This window comes from Pristimantibacillus sp. PTI5 (assembly GCF_048572955.1).
Taxonomy (GTDB): domain Bacteria; phylum Bacillota; class Bacilli; order Paenibacillales; family Paenibacillaceae; genus Pristimantibacillus.
On record NZ_CP183886.1, the window covers coordinates 5,433,986 to 5,453,623 of the forward strand.

The following is a 19,638-nucleotide window of genomic DNA, read 5'->3' on the forward strand; positions in this document are numbered from 1 at the left end:
TAAAACCGGTATTGGCCGGGAGAGGAGTGAAATAATGGAACCAGGTAAAACCTGCTGCACGGCGGGCAGAGAACAAGTCGCAGCCGGCAAAATAAAACGATTGGCCCATTCTTCCGTCCCGCCATTATCCACTAACGCGCGGGGAAACAGTCAGCTGGTTCGGATTGACGGGGGCACTTTCCGGATGGGGACGGGTATTGCCGATGGGTTCGCGTCGGACGGGGAAGGACCGGTGCGGGACGTGCGTGTCGATTCCTTCCTACTCTCACCGTATGCCGTAACGAACGGGGAATTTGGCTCCTTTGTCGAGGAGACGGGGTACGTGACAGAAGCCGAGCAGTTCGGATGGTCATTTGTCTTCCATTTGCTGGCATCCGAGCGAACAAGGGAGCGGGTCAGACAGATTCCGCAGCAAACGCCATGGTGGCTTGCTGTGGACGGTGCCTTTTGGGCTAAGCCGGAGGGGCCGGATTCAACAATTGATGAACGGCTCGACCACCCGGTAGTTCATGTCACTTGGCACGATGCGGTGGCATACTGCGCCTGGGCCGGGACGCGTTTACCGACGGAAGCCGAATGGGAATATGCTGCGAGAGGCGGTCTCGCGGGCAGGACCTATCCATGGGGAGATTTGTTGAAACCGGACGGCAAGCACATGTGCAACATCTGGCAAGGCAGGTTCCCGGTGAAGAACAATGCCAGCGACGGTTATGTAAGCACCGCTCCGGTGGATGCCTACGATCCCAACGGCTATGGATTGTTCAATATGTCCGGCAATGTATGGGAATGGTGCGCAGACTGGTTCAGCCCCGTCTATCACCGGTTGGCGTCCGCGGAAAACCCATGCTTCATGGAGCCGACCGGCAAACGTGCCATGCGGGGCGGCTCTTATCTGTGCCACCGTTCCTATTGCAACCGATACCGTGTCGCAGGAAGAAGCGGAAATACGCCGGATAGTTCTACGGGCAACTGCGGTTTCCGCGTGGCGGCGGACGTTATTGACGGATAAACGAGGGCAATCGATGGAGGAAATTGTCGGGTGATTTTCATTTATTAATCGATCTCATTACATATGACTCCTACCAGTGATAATTTATGCTGGTAGGAGTCTGTTTATTTTCAGCATGAACAAGCCTAGAATCGCATCTTTAGCGCTATGACAAAATAAGTGCCTTAAACGGACAAAATCAGTCATGTACAATGATCATTATCAATGGGATTTAGGATTATCAGAAGAAGGTGAATGTATGCAGATGCAGAGGCTGAATGCGGGAGGACAGCTTCCGATATTACTGTTATCTTTTATCCGTATGCGCAATATGCGGAAGCGGCATGCCGTGCACATGATCGACAAGAATACTTTTTCGCTATGCGCGGTTACGGCTGGCAGCGGCTTGCTGCATATCAATGAATGCTCGCTCCGGTTTCATCCGGGCGAGCTGTTTTTCTTTGCGCCAGGAACTAAGCTGGATACGGAGCTGCATTCGGAATCGGCCCAATATACGCTCCTGCTATTCCGCCAAATGGCGGTTTGCCGAACGAAAGGGAAATGGGCGGCAGCCCCGTCGGAAGCCGAGGCTTCCTTTATCCCTTCAGGCAAGCTTCGGGATGAGCATTCGGCAGCGTGCATGGAACATGTCTCCAGCTTGTACGCTGATAGCCGGTCTTCACGGACTCAGCCTGCTGCGCTTCAATTGCAGGCTCTCGGTCTATTGCATGCGCTTCTCGAAGCGGGGACGAATCAGCTGGACGAGGAAGAGGCAAGCAGCGGAATGGATGAGAGCATTGCCTACATGTACAAGCACTATGATAAGAAGCTGAACCTGGAAACGTTGTCTGCAATCGCGGGCTTGACGCCTACCTCGTATTCAAGGAGCTTTAAGCGCAGACAAGGCGTATCTCCCGTCGAATTTTTGAATCAAATCCGAATCGAGCGTGCTAAGGAACAGCTTTCGCAGCCAGACAGTACGGTTAAGAATGTCACCGCTTTGGTCGGGTTCGGAAATGAATTTTATTTCAGCAGATTATTCAAGCGGTCTGTCGGTATAACTCCTACTCTGTTCATTAAGAGGAAGGAACTGTCTGTCGCCGTTGTTTCCAACTATCAATATCATGAAAATTTGTATTCCCTGGGTGCAAGCTGCGTCTATGCGATGAATGGATTCAAATCTGAGCTTGTCGGAAGGGAAAGCGAAGCGCGACAAAACTTTGCTCGTGTGGAAAAGCAAGCGAAATACGTCCGGCAAAGGCTATCGGGCGCGATTGGCAATGAAAGCGTGGCGCTGTTGAGGCTGTTCAAGAGAAAGGTACGGGTCCAAGGCATGGTGAACCATCCTCTTAATGAACTATTATATTCTGAACTTGGATTAAAACCAGGCAGCTGCGTACCGTTAAACGAGCGCAACCATGAGTTCACCCTGATAAGCCTTCCGGTCATTGAAACCGATCACTTGCTTATTCACAACCACAACGTTATGCAGAAAGAAGAAAAGCTGGCCAGCTTCGAGCAGACTAATGCTTGGAAAGCGATTAGTGCCGTCCCGCATACAAAAACCTTGTTTATCCCCAATTGGATCGGCATGAGCTGGGCCCCGAACGGCAGGGAACGAATCATGAACGAGCTGTTGGACTGGAGCTCATCAAGGGGAATATTGTATGATTAGGTAGGAAGAAAGACTTTTAAACTTGGGAGGATGGCTGATGTCAAAAAAGATAGGGATTATAGTAGGTAGTTTAAGGGAGAATTCATTCAATCGGATGATAGCGAATACGATTCCTGAACTGGTAGATTCCGCACAATATGAATACATATCTATTGCAAATCTTCCCTTGTACAATGCGGATTTGGATCATGCAGAAGGGCCGGATCCGGTCATGCGTTACCGCGAAGCGATTCAAAGGACGGATGGCATTATTATCGTTAGCCCGGAATATAACTCGGGAATACCGGGGGTAATTAAAAATGCGCTGGACTGGGCATCGACTCCAACTAAAACAGCTGTGCTCATTCGGAAGCCTATTGGTTTGATAGGAGCAACGCCAGGCGTAAAAGGAACGATTTTGTCGCAGCAGCAAATCAGACAAACGTTGGATGCCACCTCGTCGTACGTCTTGCCGAATCAAAAAATGTATATCTCTCAAGTTTTGGATAAGGTTGATCAAGAGAGCGGCAAGCTCACCGATGAAACGACCCGTAAATATTTGCAGCGTTATGTGCAATCGTTTATGCAATGGATAGACCAGGTACAACGACTGAATGAGTAGTATTCTTTCTCATAACCTAAATATTGAAGTATAACCGCTAACCGCAGATGTACATAGAGATCCTACCATAGTTTATTATGGTAGGATTTTTTCGTTGCATAGGTAGATCTAAAGAAGAATAAGACTGGACATTCTTGATTTAGGATCGAAATTCACAAAGCTCAGTACATATTGGCCTTAAAAAATGACAACGCTTTCTTAAGAATGTTGTCTTTTAAACGCTAGGGCAGGAGAGTAAGATTAACACAAAGGAGGATAGCACATGAACTTTGAGACAGATCTGGCAACACCGTTTAAAGCAAAACGCCACCAGCAGCTATGGAAGCGCTTCAAAAAGCAAATTGTGCTTCAATTATTTGTGGGAATGGGCATGGTATTCCTGCTGATATTTTCCTTCACGCCGATGTTCGGGGTCGTGATGGCTTTCAAAGACTACTCGATCGTTACCGGCATCAAGGGGATTTTTACGAGCGATTGGGTGGGTCTTAAATATTTTGACGAATTCGTCAATGATTATCGATTTGGTCAAATTGTAAGAAACACGCTCGTCTTAAGCTTTCTCAAAGTGATCTTCGCGTTTCCGGCGCCTATTTTGTTCGCGATTCTACTGAATGAAGTGAGACATATGGCGTTCAAACGGTTTGTGCAAACGGTAAGCTATCTTCCGCATTTCATTTCGTGGGTCGTTGTGGTAGGCATCGCGTTCTCTTTTCTTTCAGCGGATATCGGGATTATAAACAAGGTGATGGTCAAAATCGGTCTCATTGACATGCCGTTGGATATCCTGACAAATGCGAACTATTTCTGGGGACTAGCTGTCGGCAGCGCGGTGTGGAAGGAGATGGGCTGGTGGACGATTATTTTCCTGGCGGCGATAGCAGGCATCAATCCTGCGCTTTATGAGGCTGCTCAAATCGATGGCGCGGGAAGACTGGCCCGAATTCGACATGTTACGTTTCCTGGCATCAAAGGAACGATTGTTGTGGTGCTAATTCTGACAATCGGCAGCATTCTTGGAGGCGGACTGGTAGGATCCAACTTCGAACAGGCCTACTTGCTGGGCAACGATGTCAATAACCCGACGTCGGAAATCGTACAAACCTACGCATTCAAGGTCGGGTTGGCGGATGGCAGATTTTCCTACGCTGCCGCAATCGATCTGATCCAGTCGATTATTTCCGTACTGCTGATCTTCTCCAGCAACTACATTGCGAAGAGAGTTTCGGGCTCGAGTCTATTTTGAAGACAAGGAGGGCAGTCATTTGCTGACATCTCAGAAACAGAAGGATATGCTGCTGGACAGCGTCATTTACGTTTTATTGTTCTGCATCATGATCGCTACTTTATATCCGTTTTATTACGTACTGGTCATTTCATTCAACCAAGGAAAGGACTCCTTGCTCGGCGACATCTATTTATGGCCCAGAAGCTTTACATTGGAGAACTACGCCACGTTCCTTAAGGATTCCAATTGGTATAATGCACTGTTCGTTACCGTTGCCCGTACCGGAGTAGGAACGCTACTCGGCGTGTTGTTCACCTCTCTAGTCGCTTACGGATTGTCGCATAAGGACCTTCTGTTTAGCAAAGGTTACTTTGCCGTTATCATTTTTGCCATGTATTTTTCGGGCGGACTGATCCCTTATTACGTCGTACTGCGTTCGGTCGGACTTCTGAATACGTTCGGTGTTTATGTTATTCCATCGATGCTTAGTACCTTCTTTTTGCTGATCGCAATATCCTTTTTCCGAGAGATCCCCCTTGAGCTAAAGGAATCCGCATATATAGATGGGGCAAACGAATTCGTAATCTTCTTTAAAATTATTCTTCCGGTTTCAACTCCCCTTCTTGCGACCATGTCGCTATTTCTCGGGGTGGGACAATGGAATTCGTGGCTGGATTCGGCCTATTTCGTGCAATCGGACTCTCTGAGGACGCTGACCTTCAGGATGATGGAAATCATCAACAAGAGCAACATCCCGATTGAGTCTGTAGGTGCCGCAGCCAGCGCGTCCGGCGTCACTAACTATTCGTTGCAGGTTACATCCATGGTGGTATCGATCGCCCCTATCGTTTGCGTTTATCCTTTTTTGCAAAAGTATTTCGTCAAAGGCATCATGCTGGGGTCGGTAAAAGGTTAGTCGATCGTCAATATCGTTATTAAAGCACCCGCTTTGATAATATAAACAACAAAACATGGAGGGGTTTTCTTGATGCGAGGTCAACAAACAAAACGGTTGGTACTGTCACTGTCCATTATCATGCTGCTGACTATTTTGTCCGCATGCAGCGGAGGTAACTCGGGCGAAGGCAGCAATAAGGGCAGCAACACGAGCCCTAATGTTTCGGCCGAGGATCCAGGCGCTGACAATTCGGGCACCGAAACGGCTGACGGCAATCAGGATGTCGAAGAATTGACGTTATTCATTAACCACAGTTGGTACCCTATAAAAGAATGGAAAGGATCGGTGGCCGATAAAATCACGGAAAAAACCGGCGTTAAGCTCAAGGTTACCGTAGCTACGGATGATAAACAGCTGCCGCTTATGATCGCATCCGGCGATTTGCCCGATCTGATTTTCACAGCCTCCGATATTGACAGGCTCTCTAATTCGAACATTTCGTATCCGTGGAATGAGCTGGTCGAGAAGTATGCACCGAATTTTGAAATCGATCCTACGAGGATCGCGATTAATACGATGGAAGACGGCAATTTCTATACCATTCGTAATGCGTTTGCGACTGAGCAGGAATGGGAGACCAACAAGTTTGCGCTTGGTAATGACGGCAATCCGGGTATAGCCGTGCGCGAGGACATTATGAACGAACTTGGCAATCCGGAATTGAAAACACTGGACGACTTTGTAAAGCTTCTGGGCATGGTGAAGGAGAAACATCCCGAGTTGGTTCCCCTCGTCATGGATAAAAACTGGATCGAATCTTATTTCATGACACAGTTTGGCATCGAAGCCGGCTTTGGATCCTGGTATGAAAATGAAGGGAAAGCAGAGTATTACCTTAAACATCCCAAAATGCTTGAATTTTTCAAGTTTATGAACAGCCTATACCGCAACGGATTTATTCTGGCGGAAAATTTCGCACATGCCAACGATCAAATTGATGATGAATACGCGGTCAGCGGAAAGGCCTTCGCGCATAGCCATACGGTCAGCGTTGCGGAACGCGACAACATCTCCACCAAGCAGAACGGTGCGGCTTATACGTTTAAGATGATCCCGAGCTCGCTATCGGAAGAAGCCGTTCGCGTGAATACCGGGGTAGGCTGGTCCGGCACTTTTATTACGAAAAACAACAAAAATCCTGAGAAATCAATCAAACTGCTGCAGTTCCTCGCCAGTGACGAAGGAAAGAAACTTACCATGTTCGGCATCGAAGGCGAACATTGGACATGGAACGAAGAAGGGTATCCGAATCTGAATTATAATACGGCTGACTCCGATTTCGTCAACAGTAACGGCATTAAATGGTGGTTCCTTTATTCGGACGCAATTGTAGAGGGACTTTGGGGGTATGTACCGGGTACGCAAACAACCCAGGCTTTGCTGGAGACGAAGGCGATAACCACGTACAAACCGGAGGTCGGAATGATTCAGGTCAAGGCCGATTCTGAAGAAAAAACGATCAAAACAAAGATTGACGAGATGGTTACCAACGAGAAAGTGAAAATCTATCTCGCGAAATCCGAAGAAGAGGCCGTTCAGAGCTATGAAACGATGATGAAAAACGCCGAGAAGATCGGGCTGCAAAAGCTTGACGCTTGGGCCAACAAAACGTTCGAGGAGAAACAATCTTTGTTTAAATAACGCGGAAAATCCGGTAGGGGGCCTTCTAAACCTCTACCGGATTTTGCGGGCTCATGATACCCTGAAAAGGAACAGACGAGGAAGGATGCGGGGGGTAGCAGTCATGAGCATTGTCAGGAAGATCATTCTAGGATATGTCGTCATCATTTTCATCCCCGTGATCGTATTCGGGATCTATTACTACAACCAAATCTACGGAAACTTAACACATCAGCTCGTCGACGGACGGCAAAAGATTCTCGAACAGGCCTATTCCAACTTGCGGGCGGATATGGTCCGAATTGAATCGGTACATAGGCTGCTTCAGTACAATCCTTACGTAACCGATTATTTGGACGGTATGTATGAAAGCGAATCTGAAAGCGTATATGCCTATCTTAGATACATAAGTCCATTGTTCACCCAATCGATGTTCGTCAACAGCGAAATCGAATCCATCATGATCTATAAACGAAAGGATGAGGTATTCCCGATTGCAAAGCAATTTCTGGATAAAAACGACATGGATCCAGCATTGCGGCCAGCCGTCGATCATTTGAAGCCGGGAAGCGGGATATGGATTCGGCAAGCGGACGGACAATCCGAGCCTTCATTTATTTACTATCAGGACATTTATAATAACTATATCACTGAGAAAATAGGCTTGCTCGAAATCAGGATCAGCCACGAAATGATTCGGAAGTTTTATAAGGCGGCAGGCGCCGGAAACCATTGGAGCGCCTTGCTGTTCTCGGAGGAAGGCGATTTGTTATTCTCCACAGGCCGGCATTCGACTGCCGATAACCGTGCGTGGATGGAATTGATCGCAGGCCGGAATGCCGACGGCTATTTCATCACCCGCAAGTCGATTGTCAATCAATTGTACATCGAGGATTTAGGCGTTCGAGTCGTGGTTACCGGTCAGGTCGAGGACGTATTTCAATCGGTAAGACGGAAGGAAATGTTCCTAATCGCAGCGATTGTCGTTCTTCTCATCGTACTATCGGTTATCTATTATTTCCTCGCTTCGACGATTGCCAAACGTATCCTGCGATTGGCGCGGCATATGAGGACGATTCGCGACGATAACCTAAAAGTAATGATCAACCGTCAGGACAACCAAGACGAGATTGGGTTTCTTACTTCAACCTATAATGCGATGATTAAGCGCATGGATGAACTCATTAACAATGTCCACCGTGCCGAAATCCTAAACAAGGAAGCGGCGTATAAGGTGCTTCAGGCGCAAATCAAGCCGCATTTTCTATATAACACGCTCGAAACGATCCGAATGCTGGCGGAAGCCAACAATGATAAAGAAGTCGCTGACATTTCGTATTGGTTCGGGCGACTTATGCGGTATAGTCTGTCTTCTCAGAAAGACGATACCGTGCTTAGGAGCGAAATCGAAACGGTCATGTTTTATTTGAACATTCACAAGATGCGGGTCCGGGACCGGCTCGACTATCAGTTCGAGATTGCTGCGCAGGCCGACACGATACAATGCCCCCGGTTTATGCTGCAGCCTCTTGTCGAGAATAGCGTCATCCATGGATTATCTGTCCTTCGGCCGGTCCAGATCAAGCTATCTGTCGAGGAGATCGACGGGTATGTCCGCATCGTCATTGCCGACAACGGAGCAGGCATTCCAATGGATAGGCTCCAAGGAATACAAACGCTCTTGATGCGCGGACTCGATGCAAAAGCGATTCCATCTGATGAGGGAGGCTTAGGGCTGTACAACGTGAGTGAGCGAATCAAGGCATTCTATGGCGGGGAGTCTCGTCTTGAGATCGAGAGTGAGCGGGGGAAAGGCACGACATTGACGTTATTTCTATTGAAAAAGGCGGTATCCGATACATGAAAATATTGATTGTGGATGACGAACCGTTAATCCTGCAGGGACTCGTCAAAATCGTCAAAGAGGCCGCCCCCGTCCAAACGGAGGTCATTGCTGGTAACAACGCATACGAAGCGCTGGAGTTAATGAAGAATAATAAGCCTGATGTTACTTTAACTGATCTCAATATGCCTGAGATAGACGGATTCGAATTGATCCACGAAGCTAAGCAGCATGATCTATGTCAACGGTTTATTATTTTGACCGGTTACGATGAATTCGAATATGCGCGTAAGGCGATACGCGCAGGCGTCGTAGACTACTTGCTCAAACCGATCAACAAGGATGAGATTGCCGCATTGCTGCATCAGATATTCAAAGAGCTTCCTACGGATGCAGATTCCGATTATCGACACCATGCGGCCAAAATTCTCTCTTACATCGACAGGAATTACTCGCAGGAACTTTCGCTCGATATGCTCGCGGAATATATGAATCTGCACCCGAACTATATCTGCAGCCTATTTAAAAAAGAAACCGGTGCGACGTTTATCCATTATTTGAATACCGTGCGTATTAACGAAGCGAAAAAACTTTTGGTCGGGATCCGCCAGATTCCGGTCAATATGATCGGCAGCAAGGTAGGCTATGAAAATCGTCATTACTTCAATAAAGTGTTTAAGAAGTATACGGGAATTACGCCGGGCAAATATCGTGAGGACAGATCGAACAATTAACGGAGCAGGAGTGACTAACGTTGAAGTTATTCTACGGGAATGGTGTTATTATTTTTGATACATTGCCTGGAATGACCTATACGATTAAGCAAGCATGATAGAATTTCTCTAATAAAGGAGCGCCTCGGTTGAGGAGAAGGAGACACGATAATGACGGTGAACATGACTGCGGATAATCGATTATGGTATAAACAGCCGGCTTCCATTTGGGAGGAGGCACTGCCCATAGGTAACGGCAAGCTAGGCGGCATGGTGTTCGGGAATACGCAGCAAGAGCGCATTGCTCTGAATGAAGACAGTGTTTGGTATGGCGGGCCGCGTGACCGGAACAACCCAGATTCCTTGAAGCACCTGGAGACGATTCAGAGGCTATTGCGTGAAGGGCAGTTGAACGAAGCACATAGGTTATCCGCGATGGCGCTCTCTGGTGTACCCGAGACGCAGAGGCATTATTTGCCGCTCGGTGATTTGCAGCTCTCCTTTAGTTACGGTGATGAAGGAGATCCGAGTGGATACGTCCGCGATTTGGAATTAAGCTGCGGCATTGCCTCCGTTTCCTATCGCGTGGGGGACACTAGCTTTCGCCGTGAGCATTTCGCCAGTTTCCCGGATGAGGCGCTTGTTACTCGATTGACGGCAAATAAGCCCGGCGGAATAAGTTTCACGGCAAGGCTGCTGCGCGGACGTAACCGTTATTACGATGAACTGGTGAAAGCGGACGAGAGCACAATCGTTATGAGAGGCGTAGGCGGCGGCTCGGGCGGCATAGATTTCCGCATGGCGCTGCGCGCGGCTGCGGAAGGCGGCACGCTATCGATCATCGGCGAGCATTTGGTCGTTAAAGGAGCGGATAGCGTGACGCTTATCTTGACGGCGGCTACCTCCTTCCGGCATGCCGACCCCGAAGCTTACGTTATTCAAACGGGTAAGAAAGCCGCTTTACTCGGCTATTCGGCTTTAAAAAAGCGTCATGAAGAGGACTTCCGATCCTTATCCGGTCGGGTTAGCCTTCGTTTAGTTGATAAATCTGGATCTGATGGCAGCAGTTTGCCAACGGATGAGCGTCTGAAGCAATTCCAGCAAGGCAAGGAAGACAATGGACTTATGGCGTTATATTATAAGTTTGGCCGTTACCTGCTCGTGTCGAGCAGCCGTCCGGGCTCGCTGCCAGCTAACTTGCAAGGCATATGGAACGAGCAAATGCTTCCGCCATGGGATAGCAAATATACGATAAATATTAATACCCAAATGAATTATTGGCCGGCTGAAGCAGGTAACCTGGCTGAATGCCATGAACCGTTGTTCGAGCTGATCGAGCGGATGCGAGAGCCGGGAAGGGTGACAGCCAAAACCATGTATAATTGCGGCGGGTTCGTTGCCCATCACAACACCGACATTTGGGGCGATACGGCACCGCAGGATATTTATTTGCCGGCTTCGTATTGGACGCTGGGAGCAGCATGGCTTTGCCTTCATTTGTGGGAGCACTACGAGTATGGTCTTGATCGGGCGTTTCTGGAACGGATTTATCCGACTCTGCAGGAATCGGCGCAGTTTTTCGAGGAATTTTTGACCGAAACGAAGGATGGCTTGCTCGTGTTAAACCCTTCCGTTTCTCCGGAAAATACGTATGTGCTGCCGAGCGGTGAGTCGGGCACGCTTTGTATCGGAGCTACCATGGACAGCCAGATCTTGTATGAGCTGTTTACGGCCTGCGCGGAAGCAGCGAAGACGCTTGGTTTGGAACCTTCGGAGCAGCAGCGATGGGAACGGATCCGAGCTCGCCTGATGGAGCCGGCAATTGGCAAGCACGGCCAACTCCAAGAGTGGATGGAGGATTACGAAGAGGCTGAGCCGGGTCATCGGCATATATCGCACTTGTTTGCGCTTCATCCCGGGAAGCGTTTTAGCGTGAAGGGTACGCCGGAATGGGCAGCGGCGGCAAAGGTAACGCTTGAACGCAGATTAGCCAGCGGCGGCGGACACACGGGCTGGAGCCGGGCATGGATTATTAATTTCTGGGCTAGGCTGGAGGATGGCGAGAAAGCCTATGAGAACGTGCAGGCATTGCTTGGCCATTCCACGCTGCCGAACCTGTTTGACAACCACCCTCCATTCCAAATTGATGGCAACTTCGGAGGAGCGGCAGGCATAATGGAAATGCTGCTGCAATGTCATGCAGGCTCCATTCAGCTGCTGCCGGCTTTGCCCAGCGCTTGGGCTGAAGGGGAAATTACGGGGCTCCGTGCAAGAGGCGGCTTCGAGTTGGATATTCGCTGGTCCGGCGGCAAGCTAGAGGAAGCGCGTATACGCGCGAATTCAGACCATAGCTGCATCGTGCAAGCGAATTGCCAGCTCTTGGTGACACAGGATGGAGCGGAGCTGCGAGAAACTCGATACGATGAGGGGTTGGCAGCTTGGCAAGCGGCGGCTGGCAGCGAGTACGTGCTTATGGCAAGAAAATAATGGACAGAATCAATATATTGAAACAGAAGAAGGATCCGCCGAGGCGGATCCTATTTTGATGAAAAGATTCCTCTGAAAGAACAAATTTTTTCGTTTAAACACGATATATTTCAGCTGAAATAGGCCAATGAGTTAACTTGGATTTAGGATGGTTACCAGAATTCAATGTATTCATCCCGATCGCTTGCGGTTCCGGTATTGCTTAGGCGTCATTCCCGCGTGTTTCTTGAATACTTTGACGAAATGAGATTGATCATAAAAAGCGAGCCGCTCACCGATACTCGTGATCGTATCTTTGGAATGGTCGAGCAGTTTCTTAGCCTCCTCAATTCGTTCCCGCTGGATGTAGTTCATAAGAGACAGACCTGTTTCTTTCTTGAAAAGCTGAGATAGATAGTCTGGGTTAAGTCCGGATACGTCCGACAACTGCTGCATTGTCATTTCTTCGAACAGATGAAGGTAGATGTATTCCTTGCAGCTGTAAACCGGTTTAGAAACGTTGTTATTCCGGCATTGGCTGACACGCTCGGCAAAATCCACGATTGCAGCAAAAACAACAGTTTCCACAGCTGCCAGATCGTTCAGCTCTTCAATGTGTTTAACATGCAATCCGCAAAGCGTCATGGCTAACTCTTCATACACTCCACCTTGGATAGCCATATGACTGCTTAAGGTGACTCCGCCAATGGCGAGATTTTTCACGTTCCGAAGATGGCTTCGTTTCGAATTGACCTCGCTAATAAAATCTGCGTTGGTTGCTTTGGCCAGCTGTTTTATCAACTCGTTTTTTTCCCCGCGTTTAATTAAATCCAGCATATGGCTTTGTCCTGCATTTCCATCATGGAAAATAGAGTACTCCCGAAGATCGGCGAGTTCCAGATCTTTTTCCTGCTGTTGACCGGATAAGCCGTACTGCAAAGTGGATTCGATTACATCCTTAATGTCTAGTAGCTGTTGATTGATCATCCAATTAGCCGAGACGCAGATATATAGTAATCGCAAGCGGTCCACGAACGGGAGACTGCGATAGTATTCCGTCCATGTTGTTCGTTTTTCCAGCGGTATTCCTTGTTCTTTCCAGAACTCGATGGACGGCTCACTATGATTATGCCGGAGGGTTGGGCCGATGACGATGACGGCCTGACATTTTGCATGACGTATTACTGGAACTACGGCAAACTGCTCCGTGTAATTGGTTTCATGAATGACCGGGCTGCTGAGCTTGGCACCTTTATTTGCTGCCGAACGGAAGAGGTCAGCAGGATCGGAAAGCAAAGGATGATCAGGCAAGCCTGCGGACCAGAATGATTCTTTTTGCAGGTCCGTATTTAATTTGCAGTAAACAGGGAGTCTTAAACTTTCGTGCAGCAGTTTACATATATAATCCAAATCATCTAAATGATCTGACATGCGCATCGATAACACCTCGATATTGTACAATTAATATATCTAACATACCATACATGGTGTCAAATGTATGCCATAATTCTCTTGTAAGTGCTTTCAACTAGAAAGTACTAGGGGGGGAAGTTTATGGCGTCTGAGGAGGTGGCTGGGAAGACGGTCGTCAATGAAGGCGAACATCCGAAGCTTAAATTAAGTGAAAAGATTGCGCTTGTGGTTGGGAGCGCGCCGAATACGTTCCATTATCAAATCATTCAAATGTATTTACTGTTTTTCTACACGGACTTTATGAAAATCAATCCTGCTTTTATAGCCGCATTATTTCTGATTGTTCGCTTTGTTGATGCGCTAATCGCTCCGTTATTTGGCGCTTTGTTGGATAAAATCAGTACACCGTGGGGGAAATACACACCTTGGTTTTTGATCTTGGGGGTTCCTTTCGGTATTTCCGGTTGGTTAACCTTTACGGTTCCCGAATTTGGCGAGACCGGAAAGCTGGTCTATGCCGTTGTGACCTATATGATTTATAGTCTTTTCGCTTCTATCATCACAATACCAAGCAGTGCAGTTATACCTGCCGTGACTAAAAGAATTGAGGAACGAATATCCATTGCTCAGCTAGGCTTTCTGTTCATTTTGATCGGAGCTTTGATTGTCCAAGTAGGTACCGTGCCTCTATATAAAGCATTAGGCGGTGGAGACGATGCCAGAGGTTTCTCCATCTTAATGGCAGCGGCGGCAGTCATAACAATTATTATATCCGTTTTTCAATCGGTTCGAGTGAAGGAAAGATACGTTCTGGCTGTAAATAAAGACCAGAAGCCGCCTTCGTTTAAACAAATGATAAAAGCTACTTTCTCGAACAAATACGCCGTCATTTTATATGTATATTTGTTCGCGGGTTCTATATCTTCTGGTATCAGGTCCGGCGTCCAAATCCATTTTTATAAATATTTTTTCAACAATGAAGGCTTAATGGCGATTGTAGGCCTTGTAGTTCTGATTCCAACCCTCGTTGGGGTCGCATTCAGTCAAAGGGTTATCCGGAGGTTTGGTTTGAGAAATACGGTGCTGGCCGGGGTAATCGTCGGTTTGGTCACATGTCCCGTCTATTTATTCATTCCAGCCGATAATGCGGGTCTCATGATTTTTATTGCAGCATCGGTTCTCACGAGTTTAATTGGCGGGTTTGCCAGCCCTGCCCAGGGAGCTATGATGCCCGCTGCGATCGATTATACCGAATGGAAGAGCGGTCTGAACTTAAATGCATTTATGAGCTCTTTCAATGGATTTATCCAAACCTTTGCAACCGCATTGTCTGGAGCGATTGCAGCCGGCGCGCTGACGGTTATCGGATATGTTCCGGGCGTGGAGCAAAGCGAGGCAACTCTCTTTGGCCTCAAGGTATTGGTAGGGGTTCTGCCCGCCGTTTTCGGCGCATTTGCGATATCCATGTTCTGGTTTGATCTTACGGAAAAGAAGCAGGCCCAAATATCTAAAGAACTTGCAGAAAGAAGGAAAAAATAATGTCCATTCATGAAAACGAAAAAGCAAACAACGTCATTTCGCTCTATGACGGTCTGCAGGACCCCCAGTTCCAAAATCCGTACGTGGATATCGATGAGTGGAGAGAGGAACCCTTACGCCATCGGTACATTCATGGCGGATTTGAGGGTACTGAAACGAAATTTTCGTATTATTTTCCGCTTAAAGAGAACTACAAGGGACGTTTTTTTCAACCGGTCTACCCTGTACAAGGAAGCGAAAACGCAGCCCAAAGCCATATTGAAGGTGTCGACAATAAAATCGGTTTTGCGATATCGAGCGGAGCTTATTTGGTGGAAACCAATATGGGCGGAGCTTCCTCCGACGTTACGCTTGTATATCGGGCAAGCGCCGCGGTAGCGCTATATTCACGAGTTAAAGCGGCGGAGCTGTTCGGACCGCATCGTCCTTACGGTTATATTTACGGCGGGAGCGGCGGCGGCTTCAAAACGATGAGTTTCATAGAAAATACGACCGGCATTTGGGACGGCGCAGTGCCCTTCGTTATCGGAACGCCCATGGCAATTCCCAACGTGTTTACGGCCCGTGTTCATGCCATGAGAATTTTAAAGGATAAATTCCCTGCGATTATCGACGCGCTGGAGCCCGGAGGCAGCGGGGACATGTATGCCGGATTGAATGAGGAAGAAAGACAAGCTCTTGAAGAAGTGACCCGATTGGGCTTTCCGCCTAAGGCGTGGTTTGCTTACAAAGAAATTGGTGACGGCGCGCTTACGGTTCTAGCGCCCCATGTTATGAGAATGGATCCCTCCTATTTCGAGGAGTTCTGGACCGTTCCCGGATACCTTGGGGCTGATCCCGAAAGTTCGGCATCGCATGCGCGCCTTCAATATAAGACGGTAATAACGGAGGTCGTATGGCCGCATAAGCAGGATGCTTCAGGGACCAATGCAGCGAACAATATGGGAGTCGACGAGGCTTGGAAAATGCTGGAGACAGCTGAAGAGACCATCCCTTTCTTTAAGGTGCAAAGCGTCCCGGAAGGGGATGCCTATCTGGATGGAGCGTTTATCCGGATTGTTAGCGGAGAGGCGGCAGGATTGAAGATCCCTCTCGGACGGATCAACGGAAATGACGTCAAGATCGGGTCGGCATTCGGATTTTTCGCATCTGTTCAAAGCCTTGAGTCGGTGAAAGCAGGCGACGAAATCGTGCTGGACAACTCGGACTACATCGCTATTCAAACGTATCACCGCCATCAGGTTCCGTCCAAAGATTTTTCCGTATGGGATCAATTCAGGGATGAGTTAGGCGAGCCTTTATATCCGCAACGTCCGTTTCAAGTGGGGCCGGCCGTTTCTTTCGGAGGAGCGGGTTCGATTCAAAGCGGCCGTTTTGAAGGGAAAATGATTGTCGTACAGACGCTCATGGACGAGAGTGCATTCCCTTGGCAAGCAGATTGGTACCGAACGAAAGTGAAAGAACATTTGGAAGAAAAGCTGGATGACCGGTTCAGACTTTGGTATGTGGATCATGCTTTACACGCCGATACGAGCTCGAACGGTGCGCTCGACGAACTTCACATCGTAACGTATGTGCCAGTGCTGCATCAAGCGCTTCTCGATCTGAGCGCATGGGTAGAACGAGGGGTTAATCCTCCTGATAGCACCAACTACGATGTGGCAGACGGTCAGGTAATCGTTCCATCCAAGGCCGTAGAACGCAAAGGCATTCAACCCGTCATCACCCTGACAGCAAACGGCGGTGAACGTGCAGAAGTTTCCGTGGGTGAAACGGTGTACTTCAAGGCAGAAATCGAAGTTCCGCCGAATACGGGGAAAATCGTTTCTGCCCAGTGGGATTTTGAAGGAGACGCCACCTTCCCAATGGATACGGCAATTAAATACTCGAATGTAGAGGGCACGCAAGCGGTTGTCGAGGCAGCCTATTCGTTCACCAAATCCGGAACCTTCTTTCCGGTATTGCGAGCTGCGTCCAACAGGGAAGGCGGCAGCGACTTATATACTCAAATTCTAAATCTATGTCGCGTTCGAGTCGTGGTCACAAGTTCATAAAGAGAAGTTTAATGTTTGGAAAAATAAAAAAGCTGCCGAGATATCTTGGCAGCTTTTTATTTTCCCTAGAGGGAGAAAGGAGCGCACCGGTGCTGCCGAAGACATTACTGGCAACTCCGACAGTCACAGCGAAGTCGACAAGAAACCAAATTACTTTGTGCAGGACTGCTATTGCGGGAGCGACAGCGTATGGAGGAGAAGTGAACGGTACGGTTGTGAGCAATGGTACAAATTAACTTATGTGTATTTTCGAATCAGTCATTGACTTGTTTGTTCTTTTCTCGGTAAAAAAATATAGCAATGCCAAGAGCGGCAAGATGGTTCCAATGAGAGTTGTGAGCTTCCAGCCCCCATGAGTATAAGACCAACCGCCCAAGGATGATCCGATGGCTCCGCCTACAAAAAATATTGACATGAATAGTCCGTTTAGGCGTCCTTTCGCTTCGCTGCCCAACGAATAAATCGTACGTTGACTAACTACAAGATTACCCGACACGGCCATGTCGAGTGTAAATGCGGATACAAAGAGAAGAATCAGAGCAAGGGTTGAATCGTTTTGGAACAGATGGATGATCAAAAAAGATAAGGCGGCTACAATCATAGCTAGCCCCGTTAACCATTTGTCCCAGCCTTTATCCGCTAATCTTCCGGCAATCGGCGCAGCAATCGCGCCGCCCACTCCAACTAGCGCAAACCATGCAATGCCTCCCTGGGACATTTCAAAAGTATCAGCCAAATGTAAAGGAACGACTGTCCAAAATAGGCTGAAGGCTCCAAATAAACAAGCTTGATATAGTGCGCGACGTCGTAATGCAGGCGTTTGACGTAATATAGCGCCTAAAGAAAGAATTAGTTTTCCGTAGCGTACATTAGGAGACGGCTTGCGCTCCGGAAGAACATACGATAGCAGAACAGCCAATAGAGAGATTACAATGGCAGATAAAACAAATATGGCTCTCCAGCCCCATAGACTGGTAATAAAGCTTGCCAATGGCCGAGCCAACATAATTCCCAGCAAGAGGCCGCTCATTACATTACCGATCACGCGGCCGCGCTGAACATCAGAAGCTAAATAGGCGGCGAAGGGCACCAGAATTTGAGCTACTACAGATCCGATTCCAATAAATAGAGATGCGATCAAAAACAACGGCGCATTAGGCGCAAAGGCGGCAGTTAGCAGCGCGGCAATTGCAACGGTAAGCATGAAAACCGTGAGACGCCGATTTTCAATGACGTCGCTTAGCGGTACGATGAGCAGCAGTCCGATAACGTAACCGATTTGAGTAACCGTCACAATTAATCCTGCTGCTGTAGAAGGAAGGTCAATGGCATCGCGGATAGGTCCTACCAGAGTTTGAGCGTAATAAAGATTGGCGGCGATAAGCCCGCACGCGGCTGCCAACAGAACCATCATCCAACTTGATATACGGCTGTCTTGTTTAGCTTGTTCTTTATGCATCATAACCCTCCTTGAATACTGAACGTTTAGTTTTATAATTATATTTTAAATAATATACTGAACGTATCGTTTTGTAAATAGGCTTTGTTTAGGATTTTATTTTTTGTATACTGAACGTATAGATTATTAATTGATGGATATGAAATATATAACAAGGGGGATTCACATGCAGGGGAAAAGAGGACGTCCGCGCAATATTGAAACGCAAAACTCGATCCTTTCCGCTTCCTATGATTTATTGTTGGAAATCGGCTTTGGAGCGGTTACGGTGGAAAAAATCGCTGATCGTGCCAAGGTCAGCAAAGCTACCATCTATAAATGGTGGCCTAACAAGGCTGCAGTGGTGATGGACGGATTTCTATCCGCTGCGTCTGCAAGACTGCCTGTGCCGGATACAGGTTCGGTATTCCAAGATATTCTGGAGCATGCCACGAATATGGCCCGGTTTATGATTAGCCGCGAGGGCTCAATTTTTCTTGAGATCATAGGTGAAGGGCAGGTTGATACTGCATTGGCGGAAGCCTATCGGACCCGTTATATACAGCCTCGCCGGCTGGAGGTTCATGGTATTTTGGATCAGGGGGTTCGGCGCGGAGAGCTGAAGAAGAATCTCGATACCGCATTATGCACAGATCTCATTTACGGGCCGATTCTCTACCGTTTATTAGTTACGGGGGATAAGCTTGACGATAACTATGTAAGGCAGTTGGTAACTCAGGTCTTTGAAGGAATCCGTTCGACTTAAAACCGCATTTCAAACGACTTACGCCGGTCCCTAAGGGAAGGGAATTTGCAGTTATAGTTTCATTGCAATAAGCACATAACTAATTAGAATCCAATGCGAAGGAGAATCCATTATGAGCGATCAAAACAAACCAAACAGTCAACATGCCGCACCAAAATCAAGCGATCCGAAAAAGCAGGGAAGATCCGCAGCGCAGAAAAAATCGAAATAAAATATGAGTTGTAATCTGGTACTGAACGTCGGATTATTTGGTTAATGCTTTGCTTTTGATTCAAGCATGGTTCGGGTCGTTCTGAAATTCTAAGGTTCGATCCGGACCGGCTATTACATAGAATAGAA

14 protein-coding genes are annotated in these 19,638 nt (G+C 47.9%); 12 read left to right on the forward strand and 2 right to left on the reverse strand.

The window, feature by feature from the left end; all coding sequences use genetic code 11:
- The first annotated feature begins 34 nt into the window (after nucleotides 1-34).
- The 9 genes from ACN6MW_RS24160 to ACN6MW_RS24200 all read left to right on the forward strand — a co-directional run bounded on the left by ACN6MW_RS24160 (nucleotide 35) and on the right by ACN6MW_RS24200 (nucleotide 12,110).
- Nucleotides 35-1,009 (forward strand): formylglycine-generating enzyme family protein, encoded by a 975-nt coding sequence (locus ACN6MW_RS24160; protein WP_419872420.1) that lies wholly within the window; start codon nucleotides 35-37, stop codon nucleotides 1,007-1,009.
- Between the two features lie 238 nt (nucleotides 1,010-1,247).
- The gene (locus ACN6MW_RS24165; protein ID WP_419872421.1) at nucleotides 1,248-2,663 is read left to right on the forward strand and encodes an AraC family transcriptional regulator; all 1,416 of its coding nucleotides are present in this window, start codon (nucleotides 1,248-1,250) and stop codon (nucleotides 2,661-2,663) included.
- Between the two features lie 37 nt (nucleotides 2,664-2,700).
- Entirely contained in the window at nucleotides 2,701-3,264 is a 564-nt protein-coding gene (locus tag ACN6MW_RS24170) for an NADPH-dependent FMN reductase (protein WP_419872422.1), read from the forward strand.
- A gap of 262 nt (nucleotides 3,265-3,526) precedes the next feature.
- The gene (locus ACN6MW_RS24175; RefSeq protein WP_419872423.1) at nucleotides 3,527-4,507 is read left to right on the forward strand and encodes an ABC transporter permease; all 981 of its coding nucleotides are present in this window, start codon (nucleotides 3,527-3,529) and stop codon (nucleotides 4,505-4,507) included.
- A 19-nt stretch (nucleotides 4,508-4,526) separates the two neighbouring features.
- Nucleotides 4,527-5,405 (forward strand): carbohydrate ABC transporter permease, encoded by an 879-nt coding sequence (locus tag ACN6MW_RS24180; protein ID WP_419872424.1) that lies wholly within the window; start codon nucleotides 4,527-4,529, stop codon nucleotides 5,403-5,405.
- Nucleotides 5,406-5,477: 72 nt separating this feature from the next.
- Entirely contained in the window at nucleotides 5,478-7,088 is a 1,611-nt protein-coding gene (locus ACN6MW_RS24185; protein WP_419876431.1) for an extracellular solute-binding protein, read from the forward strand.
- 103 nt (nucleotides 7,089-7,191) lie between these two features.
- Nucleotides 7,192-8,931 carry a sensor histidine kinase gene (locus ACN6MW_RS24190; protein WP_419872425.1) on the forward strand — a complete coding sequence of 580 codons (1,740 nt, stop codon included), beginning with the start codon at nucleotides 7,192-7,194 and terminating at the stop codon, nucleotides 8,929-8,931.
- Nucleotides 8,928-9,644: a response regulator transcription factor gene (locus tag ACN6MW_RS24195; RefSeq protein WP_419872426.1), complete on the forward strand. Its 717-nt coding sequence runs from the start codon at nucleotides 8,928-8,930 to the stop codon at nucleotides 9,642-9,644. Before ACN6MW_RS24190 ends, ACN6MW_RS24195 begins: the two co-directional genes overlap by 4 nt.
- A 150-nt stretch (nucleotides 9,645-9,794) precedes the next feature.
- Nucleotides 9,795-12,110, forward strand: coding sequence for a glycosyl hydrolase family 95 catalytic domain-containing protein (locus ACN6MW_RS24200; RefSeq protein ID WP_419872427.1), 2,316 nt, complete (start codon nucleotides 9,795-9,797; stop codon nucleotides 12,108-12,110).
- Nucleotides 12,111-12,281: 171 nt separating this feature from the next.
- On the opposite strand, the gene ACN6MW_RS24205 is transcribed toward ACN6MW_RS24200, so the two are convergent.
- The gene (locus tag ACN6MW_RS24205) at nucleotides 12,282-13,520 is read right to left on the reverse strand and encodes a helix-turn-helix domain-containing protein (RefSeq protein WP_419872428.1); all 1,239 of its coding nucleotides are present in this window, start codon (nucleotides 13,518-13,520) and stop codon (nucleotides 12,282-12,284) included.
- Nucleotides 13,521-13,643: 123 nt separating this feature from the next.
- Here ACN6MW_RS24205 and ACN6MW_RS24210 point away from each other — a divergent pair, with 123 nt between their 5' ends.
- Nucleotides 13,644-15,041, forward strand: coding sequence for an MFS transporter (locus ACN6MW_RS24210; protein WP_419872429.1), 1,398 nt, complete (start codon nucleotides 13,644-13,646; stop codon nucleotides 15,039-15,041).
- The gene (locus ACN6MW_RS24215; protein WP_419872430.1) at nucleotides 15,041-17,095 is read left to right on the forward strand and encodes a hypothetical protein; all 2,055 of its coding nucleotides are present in this window, start codon (nucleotides 15,041-15,043) and stop codon (nucleotides 17,093-17,095) included. Before ACN6MW_RS24210 ends, ACN6MW_RS24215 begins: the two co-directional genes overlap by 1 nt.
- A 232-nt stretch (nucleotides 17,096-17,327) precedes the next feature.
- Here ACN6MW_RS24215 and ACN6MW_RS24220 read toward each other — a convergent pair whose 3' ends face one another.
- Nucleotides 17,328-18,554 (reverse strand): MFS transporter, encoded by a 1,227-nt coding sequence (locus ACN6MW_RS24220; RefSeq protein WP_419876432.1) that lies wholly within the window; start codon nucleotides 18,552-18,554, stop codon nucleotides 17,328-17,330.
- 166 nt (nucleotides 18,555-18,720) lie between these two features.
- Here ACN6MW_RS24220 and ACN6MW_RS24225 point away from each other — a divergent pair, with 166 nt between their 5' ends.
- The gene (locus ACN6MW_RS24225; RefSeq protein ID WP_419872431.1) at nucleotides 18,721-19,299 is read left to right on the forward strand and encodes a TetR/AcrR family transcriptional regulator; all 579 of its coding nucleotides are present in this window, start codon (nucleotides 18,721-18,723) and stop codon (nucleotides 19,297-19,299) included.
- Nucleotides 19,300-19,638: the final 339 nt, after the last annotated feature.